This is a genomic window from Vibrio sp. 10N.261.51.A4, assembly GCF_041471945.1.
GTDB lineage: Bacteria > Pseudomonadota > Gammaproteobacteria > Enterobacterales > Vibrionaceae > Vibrio > Vibrio crassostreae_C.
In genome coordinates, this window is record NZ_JBFRPJ010000099.1 from 29,795 (window position 1) to 48,462 (window position 18,668).

The 18,668-nt window shown below is 44.9% G+C and carries 17 protein-coding genes and 1 pseudogene; 10 read left to right on the forward strand and 8 right to left on the reverse strand.

Annotated features, from left to right (window positions below; all coding sequences use genetic code 11):
- Positions 1 to 186: 186 nt before the first annotated feature.
- The gene (locus AB4384_RS20545; RefSeq protein ID WP_017064972.1) at positions 187 to 1,626 is read right to left on the reverse strand and encodes a sucrose-specific PTS transporter subunit IIBC; all 1,440 of its coding nucleotides are present in this window, start codon (positions 1,624 to 1,626) and stop codon (positions 187 to 189) included.
- 234 nt (positions 1,627 to 1,860) lie between these two features.
- Here AB4384_RS20545 and AB4384_RS20550 point away from each other — a divergent pair, with 234 nt between their 5' ends.
- Positions 1,861 to 2,847, forward strand: coding sequence for a LacI family DNA-binding transcriptional regulator (locus tag AB4384_RS20550; protein WP_017067468.1), 987 nt, complete (start codon positions 1,861 to 1,863; stop codon positions 2,845 to 2,847).
- Between the two features lie 134 nt (positions 2,848 to 2,981).
- Here AB4384_RS20550 and AB4384_RS20555 read toward each other — a convergent pair whose 3' ends face one another.
- The 6 genes and pseudogenes from AB4384_RS20555 to AB4384_RS20580 form a co-directional block, all read right to left on the reverse strand.
- Positions 2,982 to 4,355 carry a carbohydrate porin gene (locus tag AB4384_RS20555; RefSeq protein ID WP_372130043.1) on the reverse strand — a complete coding sequence of 458 codons (1,374 nt, stop codon included), beginning with the start codon at positions 4,353 to 4,355 and terminating at the stop codon, positions 2,982 to 2,984.
- A 551-nt stretch (positions 4,356 to 4,906) separates the two neighbouring features.
- Positions 4,907 to 5,809 (reverse strand): alpha/beta hydrolase fold domain-containing protein, encoded by a 903-nt coding sequence (locus AB4384_RS20560; RefSeq protein ID WP_372130044.1) that lies wholly within the window; start codon positions 5,807 to 5,809, stop codon positions 4,907 to 4,909.
- Positions 5,810 to 5,823: 14 nt separating this feature from the next.
- Positions 5,824 to 7,703: pseudogene (locus AB4384_RS20565) on the reverse strand (TonB-dependent receptor domain-containing protein).
- Between the two features lie 298 nt (positions 7,704 to 8,001).
- On the reverse strand, positions 8,002 to 8,940 hold the full coding sequence (locus AB4384_RS20570; protein WP_017071654.1) for a LysR family transcriptional regulator: 939 nt from the start codon (positions 8,938 to 8,940) through the stop codon (positions 8,002 to 8,004).
- A 168-nt stretch (positions 8,941 to 9,108) separates the two neighbouring features.
- A complete protein-coding gene (locus AB4384_RS20575) occupies positions 9,109 to 9,516 on the reverse strand; it encodes a hypothetical protein (RefSeq protein ID WP_017061620.1) in 408 nt (135 codons plus the stop codon).
- A 139-nt stretch (positions 9,517 to 9,655) separates the two neighbouring features.
- Positions 9,656 to 10,987 carry a ferric reductase-like transmembrane domain-containing protein gene (locus tag AB4384_RS20580; RefSeq protein ID WP_017064979.1) on the reverse strand — a complete coding sequence of 444 codons (1,332 nt, stop codon included), beginning with the start codon at positions 10,985 to 10,987 and terminating at the stop codon, positions 9,656 to 9,658.
- A gap of 242 nt (positions 10,988 to 11,229) precedes the next feature.
- On the opposite strand from AB4384_RS20580, the gene AB4384_RS20585 reads away from it, so the two are divergent.
- From AB4384_RS20585 to AB4384_RS20605, 5 genes are all read left to right on the forward strand, one after another.
- On the forward strand, positions 11,230 to 11,919 hold the full coding sequence (locus tag AB4384_RS20585) for a flavin reductase family protein (RefSeq protein WP_372130060.1): 690 nt from the start codon (positions 11,230 to 11,232) through the stop codon (positions 11,917 to 11,919).
- A 120-nt stretch (positions 11,920 to 12,039) separates the two neighbouring features.
- Complete coding sequence (locus AB4384_RS20590) at positions 12,040 to 12,831, forward strand: CLCA_X family protein (RefSeq protein ID WP_017061617.1); 792 nt, start codon at positions 12,040 to 12,042, stop codon at positions 12,829 to 12,831.
- 186 nt (positions 12,832 to 13,017) lie between these two features.
- Positions 13,018 to 13,275: a type II toxin-antitoxin system Phd/YefM family antitoxin gene (locus tag AB4384_RS20595; protein WP_017061616.1), complete on the forward strand. Its 258-nt coding sequence runs from the start codon at positions 13,018 to 13,020 to the stop codon at positions 13,273 to 13,275.
- A complete protein-coding gene (locus AB4384_RS20600; protein WP_017061615.1) occupies positions 13,265 to 13,531 on the forward strand; it encodes a Txe/YoeB family addiction module toxin in 267 nt (88 codons plus the stop codon). The genes AB4384_RS20595 and AB4384_RS20600 overlap by 11 nt, the downstream gene beginning before the upstream one ends.
- 31 nt (positions 13,532 to 13,562) lie before the next feature.
- Positions 13,563 to 13,886: a DUF4144 domain-containing protein gene (locus AB4384_RS20605; protein ID WP_108194370.1), complete on the forward strand. Its 324-nt coding sequence runs from the start codon at positions 13,563 to 13,565 to the stop codon at positions 13,884 to 13,886.
- A 107-nt stretch (positions 13,887 to 13,993) separates the two neighbouring features.
- Here AB4384_RS20605 and AB4384_RS20610 read toward each other — a convergent pair whose 3' ends face one another.
- Positions 13,994 to 15,322, reverse strand: a complete 1,329-nt coding sequence (locus AB4384_RS20610; protein WP_010432780.1) for an anaerobic C4-dicarboxylate transporter — start codon at positions 15,320 to 15,322, stop codon at positions 13,994 to 13,996.
- 411 nt (positions 15,323 to 15,733) lie between these two features.
- Here AB4384_RS20610 and AB4384_RS20615 point away from each other — a divergent pair, with 411 nt between their 5' ends.
- From AB4384_RS20615 to AB4384_RS20630, 4 genes are all read left to right on the forward strand, one after another.
- On the forward strand, positions 15,734 to 16,393 hold the full coding sequence (locus AB4384_RS20615) for an HAD family phosphatase (RefSeq protein ID WP_017069081.1): 660 nt from the start codon (positions 15,734 to 15,736) through the stop codon (positions 16,391 to 16,393).
- Positions 16,394 to 16,589: 196 nt separating this feature from the next.
- Positions 16,590 to 17,216, forward strand: a complete 627-nt coding sequence (locus AB4384_RS20620) for an HD domain-containing protein (RefSeq protein WP_372130045.1) — start codon at positions 16,590 to 16,592, stop codon at positions 17,214 to 17,216.
- Positions 17,217 to 17,272: 56 nt separating this feature from the next.
- Positions 17,273 to 17,770 carry a GNAT family N-acetyltransferase gene (locus tag AB4384_RS20625; protein WP_372130046.1) on the forward strand — a complete coding sequence of 166 codons (498 nt, stop codon included), beginning with the start codon at positions 17,273 to 17,275 and terminating at the stop codon, positions 17,768 to 17,770.
- Between the two features lie 83 nt (positions 17,771 to 17,853).
- Positions 17,854 to 18,540 (forward strand): DNA-3-methyladenine glycosylase I, encoded by a 687-nt coding sequence (locus AB4384_RS20630; RefSeq protein ID WP_108185318.1) that lies wholly within the window; start codon positions 17,854 to 17,856, stop codon positions 18,538 to 18,540.
- Positions 18,541 to 18,668: the final 128 nt, after the last annotated feature.

Here is an 18,668-nt window from a genome sequence, read left to right on the forward strand (position 1 = left end):
CTTAAAACTGAAAATCATGACAACCGAAAGCGATGGCAATCGAAAGCAGTAGCAACCAAAAGCAAGGTGACACTTCACGCTGTCATGTAAAAATATAAAAAGGCTAGCTAAGCCAAATCACCTAGCTAGCACCCCAAAGCTTAGGAAATGAAGTGAAAAGGGGGGCTTCACTTCTAGGGAGAAACGTTAAGCTGTTGCTTTAATGTTTTGCTTGCTGCGCTCGCGCAGACCTAAAACAACGGTCAGAGCAAAGGCAGTCACGAACGCGATAATCATACCTACCACGTAGTAGCCAATCTTTTCTGGTGATATTGAGATGATGCCAGGAATACCCGCCGCACCCAGTGCTTGTGCTTTCACATTGAACATCGTGATAAACGCGCTTGAAATCGCAGCGGCACAAACCGCAGCAATGAATGGATAGCGAAGCTTCAAGTTCACACCGAACATTGCAGGTTCAGTAATACCAAGCAAGCCAGTCACACCAGAAGGAATCGCGATACCTTTCATTTTCTTATCTTTACTCATGAAACCAACCGCCAGTGCCGCTGCACCTTGTGACACGTTAGACATCGCCGCGATAGGGAAGATAAACGTACCACCAGTTGTTGCAATATCCGCAAGCAACTGAGTTTCAATAGCAATAAAGCTATGGTGCATACCAGTAATAACAAACGGCGCATAAATCAAACCAAACACCGCACCGCCAATGAAGCCAGCACTGTTGTATAACCAATTTAGGCCGTCACCAAGCAGGAAGCCGATATCACGAGTAAATGGACCAACAATCGTGAATGTTAACAAACCAGTTATGAAAATCGCCAATAGCGGCGTTAGCAAGTTATCCAGAACCGAAGGAATAACTTTACGCAGCCCAAGCTCAACTTTCGCTAGAATAAACGCAGAAACAAGAACGGGTAGTACTGAACCTTGATAGCCTACTTTCTCGATTTCGAAACCTAAAATGTTCCAAACCGGAATGCTGCCCGACACTGATGCGCCACCGAAGCCCCAGCCGTTAAGCAAGTCTGGGTGAACCATCAACATACCTAAAGCCGCGCCAAGGTATGGGTTACCACCAAACTTCTTACTCGCTGAAAATGCTAATAAAATAGGTAAGTACACAAAAGGAGCATTAGCAAATGTATTGATCATGTTTGCTAAGTCGGTCAAACCCGGATTAGCGTCGATTAAAGATTTGCCATCAATGAATAAGCCTTGAGCCGTCAATAGGTTGTAGATACCCATCAACAAACCACCAGCAACAATCGCCGGAATGATTGGTACAAAAATATCAGACAGGCCTTTCACCGCGCGTTGCAGGATATTTTGGTTGTCAGCACCTGCAGACGCCACATCGTTGGTCGACATTTCCGTCATTTCAGTCAGCTTAGCCAACTCAGCATAAACTTGGTTTACGATGCCTGAGCCAAAGATGATCTGATATTGACCTGCCACTTTAAACTGGCCCTTAACCCCTTCTAGGTTATCAATCGCCTGTTCATCAATTTTATCTTGGTCTGCAACCGCAAGACGCAGACGAGTCGCGCAGTGTGCGAGTGCGGTGATATTACTTTTACCACCTAATAGAGAAAGCAGCTCTTTTGCTATTTTTGGATAATTCATTACATACCCCATTGGATTATCATTTGAGCTTTTGAATTTTCGGGAACGTTTGCAAAACAAATTTTTGCCTAGAAATAACAAATGATCAAAGATAACTGCTCAATAGTGTGAGAATGATCTTCAAATTATCTCCCTAGGATAAGAAGACAGGGTTAAAATCCCCTAATAACAGGTAAATTTGATGCTCTGTTTGCAAACAATCCCAAAACTAAAATTACAATTGGATAATGAATAATGGCTAGTCTTCATGATGTCGCTCGTCTCGCTGGAGTTTCCAAGTCGACGGTTTCAAGAGTAATCAATGATGAGTATGGCGTAAAAGACGCGACCAAGGTGAAGGTGCGTAAAGCGGTTGAAGAGTGTGGCTATCTCCCAAACCAAGTCGCTAAAGACTTAAAGTCCCAAAAAACCAACCTGGTTGGCGTGATTGTTCCTAGGGTTTCTTCCCATGCTACCTCTCAGGGTGTCGATGGTTTAACCGCCGTATTAGAGCAAGCGGGCAAGCATGTATTATTAGCGAGCACACACCAAACACACCATAAAGAACTTGAATATATTCAGATATTTAACCAGAAGCGTGTTGAAGGAATCATCCTGTACGCGACCCACCTCGACAACCAATTAGTCAAAGCGATTCAAAGCTCTGCCGTACCCGTGGTATTGGTTGGTCAAGACGGGTCAATGTTTAACATCCCAAGCATTGTGCACGACGACACTCGCGTAGGGTTTGAAGCGGGTAATCGCCTCATAGCGAAAGCTTGTAAGCATATGGGATTCATCGGTGTGCAAGGTGATGATATTGCGGTTGATAAGATGAGATCGGAAGGCTTCGCTCAATCGCTTCAATTTAACGACCTCACACTGCAATTTCACGCCCGTGGCGACTTCACCATAGAATCAGGTTACCAACTGGCGAAGCAGTATCTCAAGGAGCACACCAAGCTCGACGGCCTATTCTGCGCCACTGACCGTATCGCAATCGGTGCGATCAGAGCAATTCAAGAAGCGGGCCTCGTTCCAGGAAAGGATGTCTTGGTACTCGGCGTGGGTGATGATGAACTTGCTTCAGTATGCACACCAACGCTGTCTACGTTTAACTATGCGTTTGATAAAGCGGGAGAAAATGGAGCCAAGCTGCTACTCGACCGTATTGAGAAAAAAGGCTTTGAAATGAGCAAGATGGTGTTGACCTTCACCACTATTGACCGAGAGTCTTGCTAGCGATTTATTTCAGAGATCAGGTTATCCCAAGATAAAAAATGCCAACCTTCGAGTTGAAACGATAAGGTTGGCATTTGGTGATGCGACTATCACATCATGAGTAACACTCTCTATCTAAACGATATATCAAGCAATTAGAACCAAGTTTCCATCTGCAGTGCAAACAGAACCTCGCCGCCCTCTCCCATCGTTGCAGCATCTGCTTCAGTGCTGATCGAGTAACCATTTAGGTCTTCACTCCAATCCACATAGCTCACAGCGAAACGCAGTTCTGGTCGGTCAAAGAAACCAGTGCTAGTTGAAAGCTTGAGTGTTGGTGCAACTGTCGCTTTGTAGAAACCGCCGCTCGCTTGCTCTGTCGAGTTGTCTAAATCCATGTATTGCAATGAACCTTCGTAAACCATCTCAAAGTTCTCTGTGAACTCTTGAGCTAATCGAACGTTTAAAGAAGCCCATGTGAACTCGTCATTCTTCTTCAAACGGTCTTGGCTATGCTCTGCCATTAATGCAGGTGCTAAGCGCCAGTTGTCGCCAATGCGAGTGACACCGTAGCTAAACAGGCGAACGGCTTTCGCGTCATCCAGTAGATCACCATTTGAACCGATGCCTTTTAGCTCTGCACCTAGGCCACTACCCACTAACATACCCGTTTTAGAGAAGCCTTCGCTCAGACCAAAGAAGTTGTCTCCATGGTACGCAAACATTGCGTGTACACCGCTTTCAGCTGCGCCATTTAGGCGGCTATCGTTGTCTGCTGAGGTCATACCGCTCAACATCACTTGCCATTGGCCAATACGGTTATTCATGGTTGCAATGTAGTTTTCTACATCTGTTGACGAGCTATCAATCTCACCAAAATCTCGGCCATAAATAGAGAAATTCGCTTTCCAGTTGTCGCTCATCTGAACGTCATAAACGCCCGCACCAGTACCTGATAAGAAGACAATATCCGAATCGAAAAAGTGAATATCAAAGTTGTCGCGATCGAATCGTTTACCCGCCCAAAACGTTGCTTCAGAAAACGCTTCAGATTCAGAGAACATGCTCAGACGGTTCAGTTCTGAATACACTTGTCGCACATTCAACTGGCTTTCGCTGGCAGTCCACTCGTTATTTGTCTCAGTACTGTCGGCCAACATGATGCGAAACAAAGCACTAGAGCCATCGTCTGCAAATCGCTTATGAATCAAGTTCGCTTCAACGTAATGATCATCTTCAACACCAAGACGTCCAATTGGAGCTCCAATGGCACCCGCCGCTGTCATGTAAGGACCAGTACCTGTCGCGCCGTTTAGGTCGTCGTTGATCAATAACCCAGCGCGAGCATAGCCGTGAAACTCAAACGAAGAAGCCTTTTCATTGGCCTCGGTAGAGACCTGCTCTGTTTGTGCAACCCTTTGTTCTAATTCATTAATACGTTGCTCTAATGCTGCAACGTCTTCACTTGCTAATACCGATGTAGTCATTAGCCCCATTGTTACAGCAACCGCTAAAATGTGTCGTTTCATTCTGATGTTCTCACGTTAATTGTTTTGGATTATTTGCAAACGTTCCCAAAACAATTCGTAAGCACATTTCGGCTTATACTTTTGATGTATAAGCTCTATATCGAAGAAGAAATAGAAATCAGTCGTGTTGATTACTTCACTTTTGTATCTGAGTGGATGATAGATCGATAATTTCGGGAACGTTACCGAAAATGCATAATTCTGATAACTTTGTCACAAGTGAAATTGATTAATGGGCGAAAAATAGTGTATCGCGCACATTGAAGCCTTTATCAAGGTCGTCGATAAGCTAGAGTCAGTTATGAACAAATCGTGATGAAACACACAATAACCACCATCTTTAACTGATAAATAACTCAATTATCGAGGGTGAACACGGTTTTGTTCGATCTAATAAATGACGATCGAATCATAAAAGGGAAGTTAGAAATGAATCCAGATACTTATGAAAGCTTCCAATAAAAAAGCCAAGTTGAACCTTAGTGATCAACTTGGCTTTAAATGGCTCAATGAATGCTTTCTAGCGCGTTGTAACGTCACAAAAGTAGAGATTATTTAATTGGATAATGTCGCTTTAAAAACGCAATCACATGCGGTACATACTTATCGGTATCAAAAATTGGAGCACTATGACCAACACCCTCCTCGATAAACAGCTGATTCTCAATGCCGTACTTGTCCAAAGCATGTTTGAGGATCTGGCTTTGCGCTAAAGGCACTCGCTTATCCAGTGTTCCATGGAACTGAATGTAAGGCGGAGCATCACTGTTTATATAACTGGTCGTTGAAGCTTGTGCCGCTAGCTCTGGTACTTCACTCGGGATATCACCTAAAAATCGTGACACCGACGACTTTTTACTGGTTGGTCTGTTCCCTTTATTACCTAGTTCCAGCAGGTCCGTCGGGCCAAAAAAGCTTACAACTCCAGCCACTCGATACTTAGGTTCTGAGTAAAAGCTAATGTCACCGTACGTATTACTTGCGCCGACCAATCCCGCTAAATGACCACCAGCTGAACGCCCCATCATAACCACGTTATCGGCGGCAAGATTGTACTTGTTAGCATGGTCATGAAGATAGTTAATAGCATCATTAATATCCGCGACTGGTTTTGGAAAAGTTGCTTCGCCACTTAAACGATAATCGACCGCAGCCAACGCATAACCTTCATCCAAAACAGAATTAAGCAACAACGGGTTTTTAGTCGGAATATCGTCTTTAGTGCCACGCTTCCACGCACCGCCATGTACCCAAACGAGCAACGGATATTTTCCATCAACCTTTGCTTCTGTTTTGGGAAGGTAGAGATCAAGCTTGATCTCTCGTGCTTCTACCGTCTTAAACAAGATGTCCTTTTCTACTGTGTATACCGCATTAGCATTAGCATTAGCATTAGCATTAGCAGCCGATAATCCAACAAATGAAAGCATCAGTAATTTTGTTATCTTTTTCATTATGAACCTCTTATCTAGAATGACGCTTCTGCTGCTAACCAGTAACGACGACCATCTTCAACGTAGCCAAACTCTTCGTAATCGGTTTGTTCATCAAATAGGTTGTAGATACCAGCCATCACCTTAAGGTTCTTTTGCACATACCAGTTGGTACCTAAGTCAACATAAGTAATTGATGGCGCTTCGAATTGTGTTTTTGAACTACTCGTTGTCGGTTCTGACTCTTTGCCACGGTATTCACTCGTATCCAAGATTGGACATCATCACGTACTTGCCAATCTGCATTTACGGTAGCTAAATGCTCAGGAATTTGCGTTAGTGGCTTACCCTCATCTTCACCGGACTGCTTCTCAGTATGTGTATAGGTATACGTCGAACCGACAGAAATCGCCTCGGTAATGCTTTTATTTATCGTGTATTCAGCACCGTAAGTAATCGCGTCTTCAATGTTCACGTAGGTAGAATCACAACCACGTCGGCCACAGTTAGTGCTCAGCTCTTTCTTGTCGATCTTGTCTTTAAAGTCACTGTAGAACACGGTGAAGTTCGAGCTTAAATCGGCATCGCCAACAAAGTACACGCCCATTTCACTGTTCACTGACGTCTCGGCTTTTAGATCAGGATTACCGTAAACCGAGCAGTCGCCACCACAACTGTCTTGCGCCCAACCCGCTTCCATCTCAGTTAAGCCTGGTGCTCGATATCCCGTTGAAACACCGCCTTTCACTGTCCAATATGAGTCGACACTCCACACACCATAAACGCGAGGGCTCAGATGAGACTCGAACACGTCATTTTGATCAAATCTGAGGCCAGTTGTTAGAGCAAAAGAATCGGTGATGTACCATTCATCTTCCGCAAACAGTGACCATTGGTTATTTTTGAAGACATGATCTTCTGCAGAATCTGTCAGCTCCTGACGTGTATAGTTGAAGCCGATAGTTAGGTAGTGCGCCTCAAGCACAGGCATAGACCATTGTGAGTTCAGAGTCAGGTTTTCCACTTCCATTTCTCCGCCTTCATTCTCAACCGTTTCATTGTTGATGTATGAAGTGCCCGAGCCCCAGTCGTAGTTGCCTGAGTGAGATAGGCCCAATGATTGACGATTGTTCACACGCTCAGAATCTGTGGTTTTCGATTTTCCATCCGTCGTCACTCGTTCTTGATCGTGATAGGTGTAATCAAACGAGAAAGTATCGTCATCCGTAGGCGTCAAGTGTAGTGCGCCACGGTAACTCTCTAATGTTTTGCCTCCGTATCCGTAAAGAATCTCATCTTCCTTACGCTCTTGATATAAACCAGAGAAAGAAGCACTCAACAAGCCATCAATAAGAGGGCCCGCTAGATGCACTTGGCTTTGATATGAATTGCCCGAGTCTGAGTTCTCTTGCAGTGTTGTTTCACCACGTACGCTGCCATACCACTCTTGATAATCTTTACGAGTGATAATGTTGATCACACCGCCAATCGCGTCTGAACCGTAAAGCGTCGACATTGGGCCACGCACGACTTCAACTCGCTCAATCGCGCTTAGAGGTGGTAGCCAATCTTGCTCAAAGCCACCACTGCTGTTTTGTTGTGTTTCACGGCCAGACTGCTTGCGTCCATCGACCAAAATCGCCGTGTATTCTGCAGGCATACCACGTATTGAAATGTCTTGGCTCGAACCACCACCTGTCACTATCACACCAGGTACATCACGCAGCGCGTCTGTCAGATCTTTATACGATCGGTTTTCCAGCTGCTCACGAGTAATCACGCTGATCGACGCTGGCGCTTCAGTGACAACCTGCTCATAACCAGCTGCTGTCACAACCATGGTTTCCATAGTCGTCGCTTCAATGGTCAAAGCTTCGGTATCAACTTGATTTACTTGTTCGTTAGCAAAGCCCATTACAGGGAATACAAAACACGCAGCAGCTATAGACTTAGAAAGGGGGGAACGAGTAAACGTTTGAATAGTGTTCATCTTGGCTCTACTTAAATTGAGATTGCATTTAATAATCATTCTCAATTAGAGCGGCGTAAATCATTCGCTTCAAGCATAATGCTATCGCCAAAATAGAATATCGCTATCCGCCAGACGGATAGTTACCTTCATCTTATGCTTGATATGAAACTGATGATGTTGCGAATAACGGCTCTCAAATCACTCAGACTTCGCTGCTTACTTAACTAGAAGTCACTCTCTTTTAAGAGTACGTATCTTTGCCTACATAGAGGTCTTTGAATATTTCACGTACCCATTCACACATCGGGTCATCATGAAATCGCTTGTGCCAGTACAAATAAACTTCTTGAAAGCTCAAGTGGAGTTCTTCTGGGACTTCTCTGGTGATCAGGCGGGGATCATGACACGCTGCTTCTGCAAAAGGTGTTGGAAGGTGAAAGATGATGTCGGTTTCAGCAGCAATACTTGGCGCCGAGCTGAAGTTACTCAACTGCACAGGTGCAGACAGGCGCTGCTTTTTATTGGCTAAACCGAGTTCTTGGTATTTGTGTTCGAAAGAGAGCCTTTTCTCACCTTGTAGAGAGACTTGGCCAAAATCATATTCCGCCAGCTTTTGTGGGGTCAGAGTTTCATTCGCCAATGGGTGCTCTCGGCTCATCAACAAACGGAACGTGCGCTTCGCCACTGTCATACGATAGATATTTTGCTCAGCAGAAGGCGGCTGATGCGAAGATAAGGCAAAGTGCACATCACCTGCGACCAAGGATTCGAAATGACGCTTGGGCGCAGAATCTAAACTCACGATCATGTTCGGCGCTTCTTTGCGGATCTTAGCGATCACCTTGGGCATTAAGGTATTAATTTGAGGCAGTAAGCCATAAAATTTCACAGTACTATCAACCTTGCTTGGGTCAAACGACTGCTTATGAACCAACTTTTCCAGGTTAGTAATAACGGTGTTGATATCGTTTTTAATCGACTCTGCTTTTGGGGTCAGCTCATAGCCATACTTCTTTCGTACCAGCAGCTCATCATCAAAGAAGGTACGCATTTTTTGTAGCGTACGACTTACCGAAGACTGGCTCATGTTCAGAGACATTGCGGTATTAGAGACGTGTTTTTCTTCGAGTAAATGCTTAAGAACGAAAAGAAGATTCAGGTCAATCTGGGAGAGGTTCATGAGTGCGTCACCAAAATAATGAGGGCATCGTTGAGACAATACGCCGCGCTCAAACCACGGCAATGCATATCAATGATTGGGGTTCAAGATACCGAGTTAACGGCTCTGCGAGCATGATTTAAAGTTCAATAGAAAAACGACTAAATCAAAAAATAGAAATAGAGATCGCTACTTTCTCTTCCCCTGCTCCACCAACTTTTCATTCCATGCCGTATTGCCGTCACGCTTAGTCACGTCATACTCTGAACAGAACTGAGATATGGTCATATTGTTATCGCCAGTGGCAAGCTTGAGAGCCAACTGAACTTGTTGAAGCTTGCTTTGCAGTCGCAAGATTTGACCAGCATTTGGGCTTTTCTCTTTGGCGTATTTTAAAGCCGCATGCTTACGTTCTGCCGCGCCCGCTCGGCGATCTGCTTCTGATAACAGATACTTGAGTTGAGCAACACTCTTGCCTTTCTTGAAGGCAGGATCAAGCAACTCAACGCATTCATCAAACGATGGATCGATAACGTATGGGTCAACTTTATGAGCTTGTTGGCGCATCCATTCGAGTGCGAGTTTTTCATCTGACATAATTACATCTTTACCAAAGAAACAGCCCTATATGGTATCGCTCAATAGCAAACCGCTGCAATAACAAATTGAGTGACTTTACGCCTTTTTACACTGTGCCGATTGACTAATTTAACAATCACAGCTCCAATAGTTGGCTTTAACGCATCACAAACAGCTCTTCGTGGTAGTGCTTTTCAATATCAAATTGATAGGTGTCTAATTCTTTTTTCAGTGATGTAGAGAACAACTCCGGCCCGCAGAAATACATCTCGTACTCGTTGAGGTCGCCACATTGATTGACAATTCTTCCGGCGTTTAGCCGCGGTGAGTGCAAGGTATCTATCACGGTCAACTTCACACCAACCGCGTGTGCTAGGTGCCACAACTCATCGATTAATTGCTTATCAACACCGCGAGTACAATAAAACAGTTGAATACGAGGATGATCTCGTTCTGTTTTGAGCGCTTCAAGTGTTGCAAAAAACGACGCTATCCCGACACCACCAGCAATCCAAATTTGTGGCTTGCTTAGGTCAAAATAAAGTCGACCATAGGGTCCTTCAACCGTAACCGCATCGCCCGCTTTCACTCGTTCATATAGGCCATTAGTAAAATCACCCAGCTCTTTGATCAAAAAGCGCAACTCTGGATCATCACTGCCAGAAACAATGGTAAACGGATGCGGGTCTTCATTACCGAAACGCAAGTACGCAAACTGCCCAGCTTTGTGACCTTGCCAAGATGCCTCCGGTTTTAACACCAGCTCCATCACTTCAGCTTGTGGAAAATAGCGAGTCGAGATAATCGTCGCTGAGTGACGATTACGACGCCCAACCAAGCCCAACAAACTGTAAATCGCTGCGATAGACCCAGCCAAAGCAAATGCCACAGTTAGATAATAAATAGGTTCTCCCCAATACGCTCGTTTAAGCAGGATTACTGAGTGGAAAGCGATAAACAGGTACGCAACCGACATCAGACGGTGCGACAATTTAAACGGTTTGTACTTCACTGCCGCCCATAGTGACGCCACCAGTAAAATGAGCAACAAGTAGAAGCCCCACTCGCCAATACTCTGAGCAATACCGCGTAATTCATTGACCCATAACTCCCATCCAGTCAAAACAGCTTGCGGCCCTGAACCATCGTGTCGAACAGGCTTATCTAACACACCAGACACCACCAATGACTTAGGTATTTGGTACCACAACCAGTGTGTCACACCCAGTGCAACACCACCGATACCGAGCCATTTATGGACTCGATATGCTTTATCCATACCTTTCAGCCAATTCTCAACCATAGGCAAACGCATCGCCAAGATCATTGTGATGGACATTAACACCAGAGACAAAATACCTGAGTACTGAATCATGGCTGAGCGCCATTCAAAGACATCGCTTGAAGCGAATAATTGCGGTTCCATCGCAAACCAAAAGGCTGACATTGTGGCAATCATTGCCCAAATGATATTGCGGACTGTTTTCATTTGTTAACACTCATAAAGACGACATCATTACTTTAGCTCCTGTGATGTAAAGGGACGTCAACGTACGTAAATCTATGCAAAGGATCTCGTTCATTGTGCTGTAGCAGAGATAAAAGAGACAAACTGCCCACGGCCAATAAGCGCTCTTTGATCGATAAAAGCGGATTCTTCGTACATATAAGTCCGTTAGTGAGCATGCTCGAAGATAACAATAAATGAGAAGAAGAGAAGATATGAAGGATATGAAGGATATGACCCTTTCTAAACAAGATATCCAAACAATGGACCCGCGCCACCGCATTCGTTTAGTTAATTCCTTGTCTGGATTTAAAAGCGCCAACCTAATTGGCACTTGTGATAAACAGGGGTTTGAAAACCTTGCGATAGTAAGCTCTGTCATTAACCTAGGGTCTGATCCGGCGCTGCTTGGTTTTATTGTTCGCCCAGATAAAAGCCGCCGTCATACGCTAGAAAACATTCTAGAAACAAAGCACTTCACCGTTAACAGCATTGGTGCTGACTTTGTTAAAAAGGCCCATCAAACCTCGGCTCGCTACCCTAAACCAGTCTCAGAATTCAACGCGGTCGGCTTAACGGCCTATTATGACGACACATTCCCCGCTCCCTTCGTCTTGGAGAGCAGTTTAAAGATAGGGTTAGCGTTCAAAGAACAGATAACAATCGAAAGCAATCAAACGCAAATGTTGATCGGTGAAGTTATAACGATTCACGCACCCAAACGCGCCGTGATGCCGGATGGCTACCTTGATTTAGAAGCGTTGGATTTGGTCACGGTATCAGGGCTTGATAGCTACCACGTAACTCAAAGACTGCACCGATTAAGCTATGCAAAACCACAACAGCCACTCTTTCCACTCACTCGTGAAGGTAACCCAACTTCATGGGAAGCTTTCGAACTCAATCTAAACTAATTTTGTTCGGCAATTTGCTATCAAAAGTGCAAACGTCCTTTAATTCCAAGAGATGCATCTCACACAGGCGCATCTCACTGAGCACACTATTGATTCTTACGTCTGTTTCCAAGGACCCTTTTGAAGTTAACTCACTTTAAATACAAAACGCGCGAAGGCCCAGACTACCGACATGGCGATCAGGTGTCATTCATGGACATCAAACAAACCTTCGGTATGGGCAGCATTCGTGTGGGTGCTTGGGTGACGAAAGAAGAAAAAGAGTTGGCCGCAAATCTGATATTCGATTCGCTAGCCGACTTGGCTTACATCTTGGCTTTGCCACCAGAAGCGATTGGCCTTCGCGGCACATTAGGCTTAGCGTTCGGCAGTGGCGGCAGAAAAGGCGTACAAGCACACTATGCCCCGAACCAACGAGAATTAGCCCTCGCGAAGAATGCCGGAGCTGGCGCGCTCGCTCACGAGTTTTGGCATGCATTTGACCACTATATCGCTGAGAAAGCGTTTGAAATCGGCGATACCTCTGGCCCTCGCAAGCAGATCCTGTTCGCCAGCGACTGTTGGTTGCACGATAGAACGGTGCGACCTCATCCATTAAACGAAAGTTTGATGTCTCTGTTTGATGCCACACTGCTTAGCGACAATAACTTGGACAAACACGATTATGTGGCTCGCAGTGTGATTGCCGACAAAGCGATGTCTGCCCGTTACTTCTCACTACCCACAGAGATGATGGCGCGCGCTTTTGAATCCGTGATTGAATCGTGTTCCGATATCAAGAACGCTTATCTAGTGGATGGCACAACCAAGCCTGATATGTACCCCGTGTATCCTGATATGGCGCACCGAGAACAGATATACCAAGCCCTGCAAGGTTACTTCGCACCATTAGGCCGATCTTTGAGTAAATAGCATTTTGAGTCAGTAACTCTCTGCATATTTACAATGAATGACATGTACCATAAGTTGATCATGTGTAAGCTCTGATATAACATGTACAACAAGCGGAACATGTAGAATAGTTAATTCATGAATGATTAACTATTCTGTGTATATAGAAAGATTAAACATATCCAAAAACAACAGGGTAAATAAGTGATGAATATTGTTTCTTTTACTGAGGCCAGAAATAGCCTTAAGTCTGTGCTCGATAGAGTGGTAGACGATTCTGATGTTACGGTAATAACCAGACGAGATTCAGAAGATGCAGTGGTCATGTCTCTTGATCATTTTAATTCAATGCAAGAAACCTTGTACCTTATGAGCTCGCCTAAAAACGCTGAAAGATTGGCTGAATCTATTGCTCAACTCGAAGCCGGAAATACAACCGTTCGAGAATTGAATAATGACGAATGATCGAAAGATTGTATTTACAGATAATGCTTGGGAAGATTACCTATACTGGCAAACCCAAGACAAGAAAACGCTCAAGAAACTAAATAAGTTGATTGAAGCCGCCAAAAGAACGCCCTTTGAAGGGATTGGAAAGCCGGAGCCACTAGTCGGCAACCTGTCTAGCTTTTGGTCAAGACGAATCGATGACAAGAATCGATTAGTGTATAAAGCAGATGACGATAACTTTTATATAATTGCTTGTCGTCACCACTATTAAAAGCAGTAAGCAGCACATAGAAAGGGCAGTAATGATCAGTTGGCCATCTTTGGTAAAACTCGACGGTGATGATGAGCTTATTTACGTCGCGTCAGAACAAGATTTCCAGGTGGAATGCTCAGATATGATCTTGGGCGAAGATGATTACCTCATCGATTCAGTTGGCGACAGCTACTCGCTACAATCAAACTCAAACCAACTGGGTTTAGCTAAACGAGCTGAGCAGTATTCGGTTGAAAGCGTGACTAAACTGATTCGAAACCACGAGTTTCAAAAAGCTGAAGTGTGCCTGATGAAGATCCACTTCCTAACGATTGAAGAAGCAATTCAGTCGCTGGCTTTTGAGCCACGTTAATAGCTCTCCTGAAAGCTAATAAACGAAACCTGTTAAAACAAAACAGCGCCAATTTAGGCGCTGTTTTTCGTTGTTGTCTTGGCTATTTCAAAAAAAGAGTTAATACATTAAGCGATAAAAATCTGAGCCAGTGCATAACCTAAGCAACATGCGCCGACCACACCAATTAAACCAACCGACATGAATGAGTGGTTGAAGTACCACTTACCAATCTTAGTGGTACCAGACACATCGAAGTTCACCGTAGCGATATCTGATGGGTAGTTCGGGATGAAGAAGTAGCCGTAAACCGCTGGCATCAAGCCGATAAGCAGTGCTGGATCTAATCCTAAGCCAAGGCCAACCGGTAGCATCATACGTGCAGTTGCTGCTTGAGAGTTCACCACAACCGATACGATGAATAGCGCTAGTGCGAACGTCCATGGGTAGTTAGTCACCATTTCCACGATGCCAGACTTGAACTGAGGCATTGCGTATTGGAAGTAGGTATCCGACATCCAAGCGATACCGAAGATCGCAATCGCCGCCACCATTCCCGATTTGAATACCACACCGTTTGGCACATCTCGCGGGTCAGTTTTAGTCGCCAGCAAGATGATACCGCCGAAGCAGAGCATCATCATTTGGATGATCACCGACATCTTGATTGGCTTGTCTCCGTCAACGATGGTTCTGATTTCAGGCACCATCGCCACGATAACAATCACGACAATTGAAAGTAGGAAAATCAATACCGCATTACGAGCCGAAGTTGGAAGCACTTCATCCAAAGACGTCGCCGTGGTGCTTTCGATACGCTTTTTCCACTCAGGATCTTTTAGGCGCGCTTGATATTCAGGATCGTCATTCAGTTCTTTGCCGCGTTTCAAGCTGTACAAAGAAAGCAAAAACGTACCAAATAAGGTTGCAGGTACCGTCACCATCAAAATGGAAAGCAGAGTAATAGAATGTTGAATATCAGAAAGCTGCGCGAGGTAGTACACCACAGCGGCTGAAATTGGAGATGCGGTAATAGCTAGTTGAGACGCAACTGACGCTGCCGCCATTGGACGCTCAGGACGAATACCGTTCTTCAGTGCAACATCGCCAATGATCGGCATGATGGAGTAAACCGCGTGGCCAGTACCCAATAAGAAAGTCATCGAGTAAGTCACGAACGGAGCTATCAGGGTAACGCGTTTCGGGTTCTTTCTTAGTACCCTTTCCGCCACTTGGAGCATGTATTTTAAGCCACCGGCCGCTTCGAGGATCGAAGCACAGGTTACCACCGCGAGAATGATCAGCATTACGGTGACAGGTGGAGAGGTTGGTGGCATCTTGAAGACAAACACCTCGATAACCAAACCAATACCCGAAACAACACCTAAGCCAATACCGCCATACCGAGATCCGATATAAAGGACGACTAATAAAAATAGAAACTCAAAATACAACATAAGCAACCCTGCTAAAAATGTGGACTAATGTTATTTTCTCCCTAAGCTCAGCCATTTACTTATTGCTTGGTCACACTATGATTGCAGGCTCCCGGTAATTGTTTTTTATAAGATTATGGTCACGCTAACACGCCCGTAAGTTTATGAAATGTAATAAGAAGCCAGACTCACAAGCTAGATTTGTTATGTGGAATAATCATAATTGTTTCTGTTAGATCTGGATGGCCTATAAAACACAAGGCTCATAACTGAACGATATTATTTCAACCACAATCAATCACATTTAAAGTCATGCAGAAGCATATTGCCGAGCCGATTGGATATATTCTTACTGAACGTTGACTCGCCTATCACTAGACACTATGTCAAAATACCCGCCCTCACGATGACAACACATTAAGAACCACGGATATGAATTTTCAAGCTGCTATTTTTGATATGGATGGGCTGCTGCTCGACACCGAGCGACTTTGTATGCAGGTTTTTGAAGAAGCATGTCACGCGCAAGGTGTTCCGTTTTTGCAAGATGTCTACCTAGGCATCATTGGTTGTAACGCAAAAACCATCGAACAGATTTTTCGAAATGGTTACGGTGAAGGGTTAGATTACCCAGCGCTGAATAATGAATGGCGCACGCGCTACAGTGCAATTGTTAAAAACCAAGCAATCCCAGTAAAAGATGGCGTGATTGAGCTGCTTGAATGGCTAAAATCGAATGACATTCCAATCGCGGTGGCGACCTCCACTCAGCTTGATATCGCAAAGAAGAAGCTTGAGCTGGCTGGCCTAGATTCGTACTTCACTTCATTAAGCACAGGCTGCGAAGTGACTCACGGCAAGCCTCACCCAGAGATTTACTTGCTGGCGGCTGAACGCCTAGGTGTTGCGCCTGAAACCTGCCTAGCGTTCGAAGATTCGAACAACGGAATTCGCGCTTCTATGGCAGCCAACATGATCAGCTTCCAGATCCCTGATTTAGTAGAGCCATGTGACGAAGTGAAAGCGCTTGGACACACCATCAGCCCTTCTCTGCATGATGTGCTAGCACAGCTTCAACAAGCTGCAGCTTAAGCTCTGACTGCCGTTGATAATGCTTTTATCAACGTAGACAAGCCCCTCTATTAAGCCGACTCACAGAGTCGGTTTTTTTGTTGGTATTCCTTTTATAAAAGATAAAAACTCGCGCTTGAAACTGTTAAAGTCGATGTGAAATAAATGCTAGGTGATCAACAAGATTGCTAACGTCTACATAGGGAGAAAGAGACGCGTGAAGGAAAAGTTTGAAGACCAACTGCTTGAGTTTGCACAACGAGAAATGACACAAGATGCAGCACACGACATTAGCCACATTAAGCGCGTAGTCAAAACCGCTAAGGCTTTGTGTGCTCAAGAACAGGCTAAGCTTGAAGTCGTTTTACCCGCCGCTTACCTTCATGATTGTTTCACCTTTCCTAAGAACCATCCAGACAGAGCCAAAAGCTCGCAAATGGCAGCAGACAAGGCGATCTCTTTCCTCAAATCTATCGACTATCCCGCGTCCCATCTTGATGAGATCCATCATGCCATTGTCACGCACAGCTACAGCGCCAACATCACACCTGAAACGTTAGAAGCTCAGATAGTCCAAGATGCTGACCGCCTAGATTCTCTCGGTGCGATTGGTATTGCACGCTGCCTGTACGTCGGTCAGAGTTTTAACGCAGAGCTCTATAACCACGAAGACCCGTTCGCTGAACATCGTGACTTAGATGACAAGCATTACAGCGTCGACCACTTCTACGTGAAGCTGTTTAAGCTCGCTGAAACCATAAATACAGAATCCGCTAAGTTAGAAGCCAACAAGCGCACCGACTACATGCGTGGCTTTCTTGAGCAGTTGGGCGCGGAAGTTTAGCGGTTTAGAGTTAGCAGCTTAGAAAAAGAGACTCGCGATAAGGAAGAGACAAGGATATGGAAATAAACCGCTTTAAAGCCTCCGATGCCAATGAGATCGTCACTTGGTTCACATCACTCGAAGACTATGTACTGTGGGGCGGACGAACCTTTGGTTGGCCGTTAGAAGCCGCCTCCATCATTGAACGTTCTCAAGAGCCCCATGTCGAGCTTTACACATTCTCCACATCTAGCACTAACTCGAATGCTAATGACTTGCTCGGTTTTATGGAGTTTCAACGTATGTCAGACAGTGAACTTCGATTCTGCCGAGTGGCCATTCACCCAAGTCAGCGTGGTAAAGGGTTTGGGCACTCCATGATAGAAAGTGCATTAGAAGCCGCAAAACAGATCCCTGATGTCACCACCATCAGCTTAGCGGTATTCCAACAGAATCACGGTGCGAAACGTTGCTACGACAAAGCGGGCTTTCAAGTGGTAGACAAAGAACCAAAATTCAAAGAATTCAATGACAATACCTGGCCTCTATATCAAATGGAATTAAAGCTTAGCTAGTTCGTTTTAATTACTAGATTTGACCCCATATCATTAAGCATTGGCTACATACTCAAGATACACAGATGTAATTTGGAACCTTCATGACCCAAGAAAAATTCGATACTATTTACCAACGTGCAGCTCACCGCAAAGGCGGAGCGGCCGAACTCGAAAAAATTATTCGTGCGCCCCTTTCACAAGCCGAGCTATCACAAATCACCGACGATCGTTGGCTAGCCGCCTTTACTGAAAAAGTATTCCAGTGTGGTATTTCATGGAATGTAGTGAGGAAGAAATGGCCGCAATTTGAAGAAGTGTTCTTTGAATTCAATATCGAAAAAATGCTGATGCTGCCGAATGAAATGTGGGAACAAAAAGCGCAAGACCCGCGCATTATTCGCCACCTCACTAAGGTGATGACCATCCCTGCCAATGCCACCATGATCCACAATGCTAAGCGTGAGGCGGATTCCTTCTCACAAATGGTTGCCGACTGGCCATCAGAACGTATCACTGAACTTTGGGATTATCTGAAGAAACACGGCAAGCGATTAGGCGGTAACACTGGTGCCTACACTCTGCGCCAAATGGGTAAAGATACCTTCATCTTGTCATCAGATGTTGAAGCACACCTACGCAGCACAGACGTGGTTGATAGCGGTCGTAACACCAAGCGAGCACAACTGGCAGCGGGTAAAGCCTTCAACGAATGGCAGCAACAGTCAGGTCGTAGCCTGAGCGAAATCAGCCAGATCGTGGCGTACAGCTGCGGCGATAATCGAGTTTAGTTGGATTAGAAATGGCTTAAAGCTCAAGATTGCACACAGTTCCCTGCAAACTAAATGTTATAAGTCATTAACAAATAAGCGTGCATCGCACTTTCATCCAGTGGCATTGTATAGATAAATGTATACAA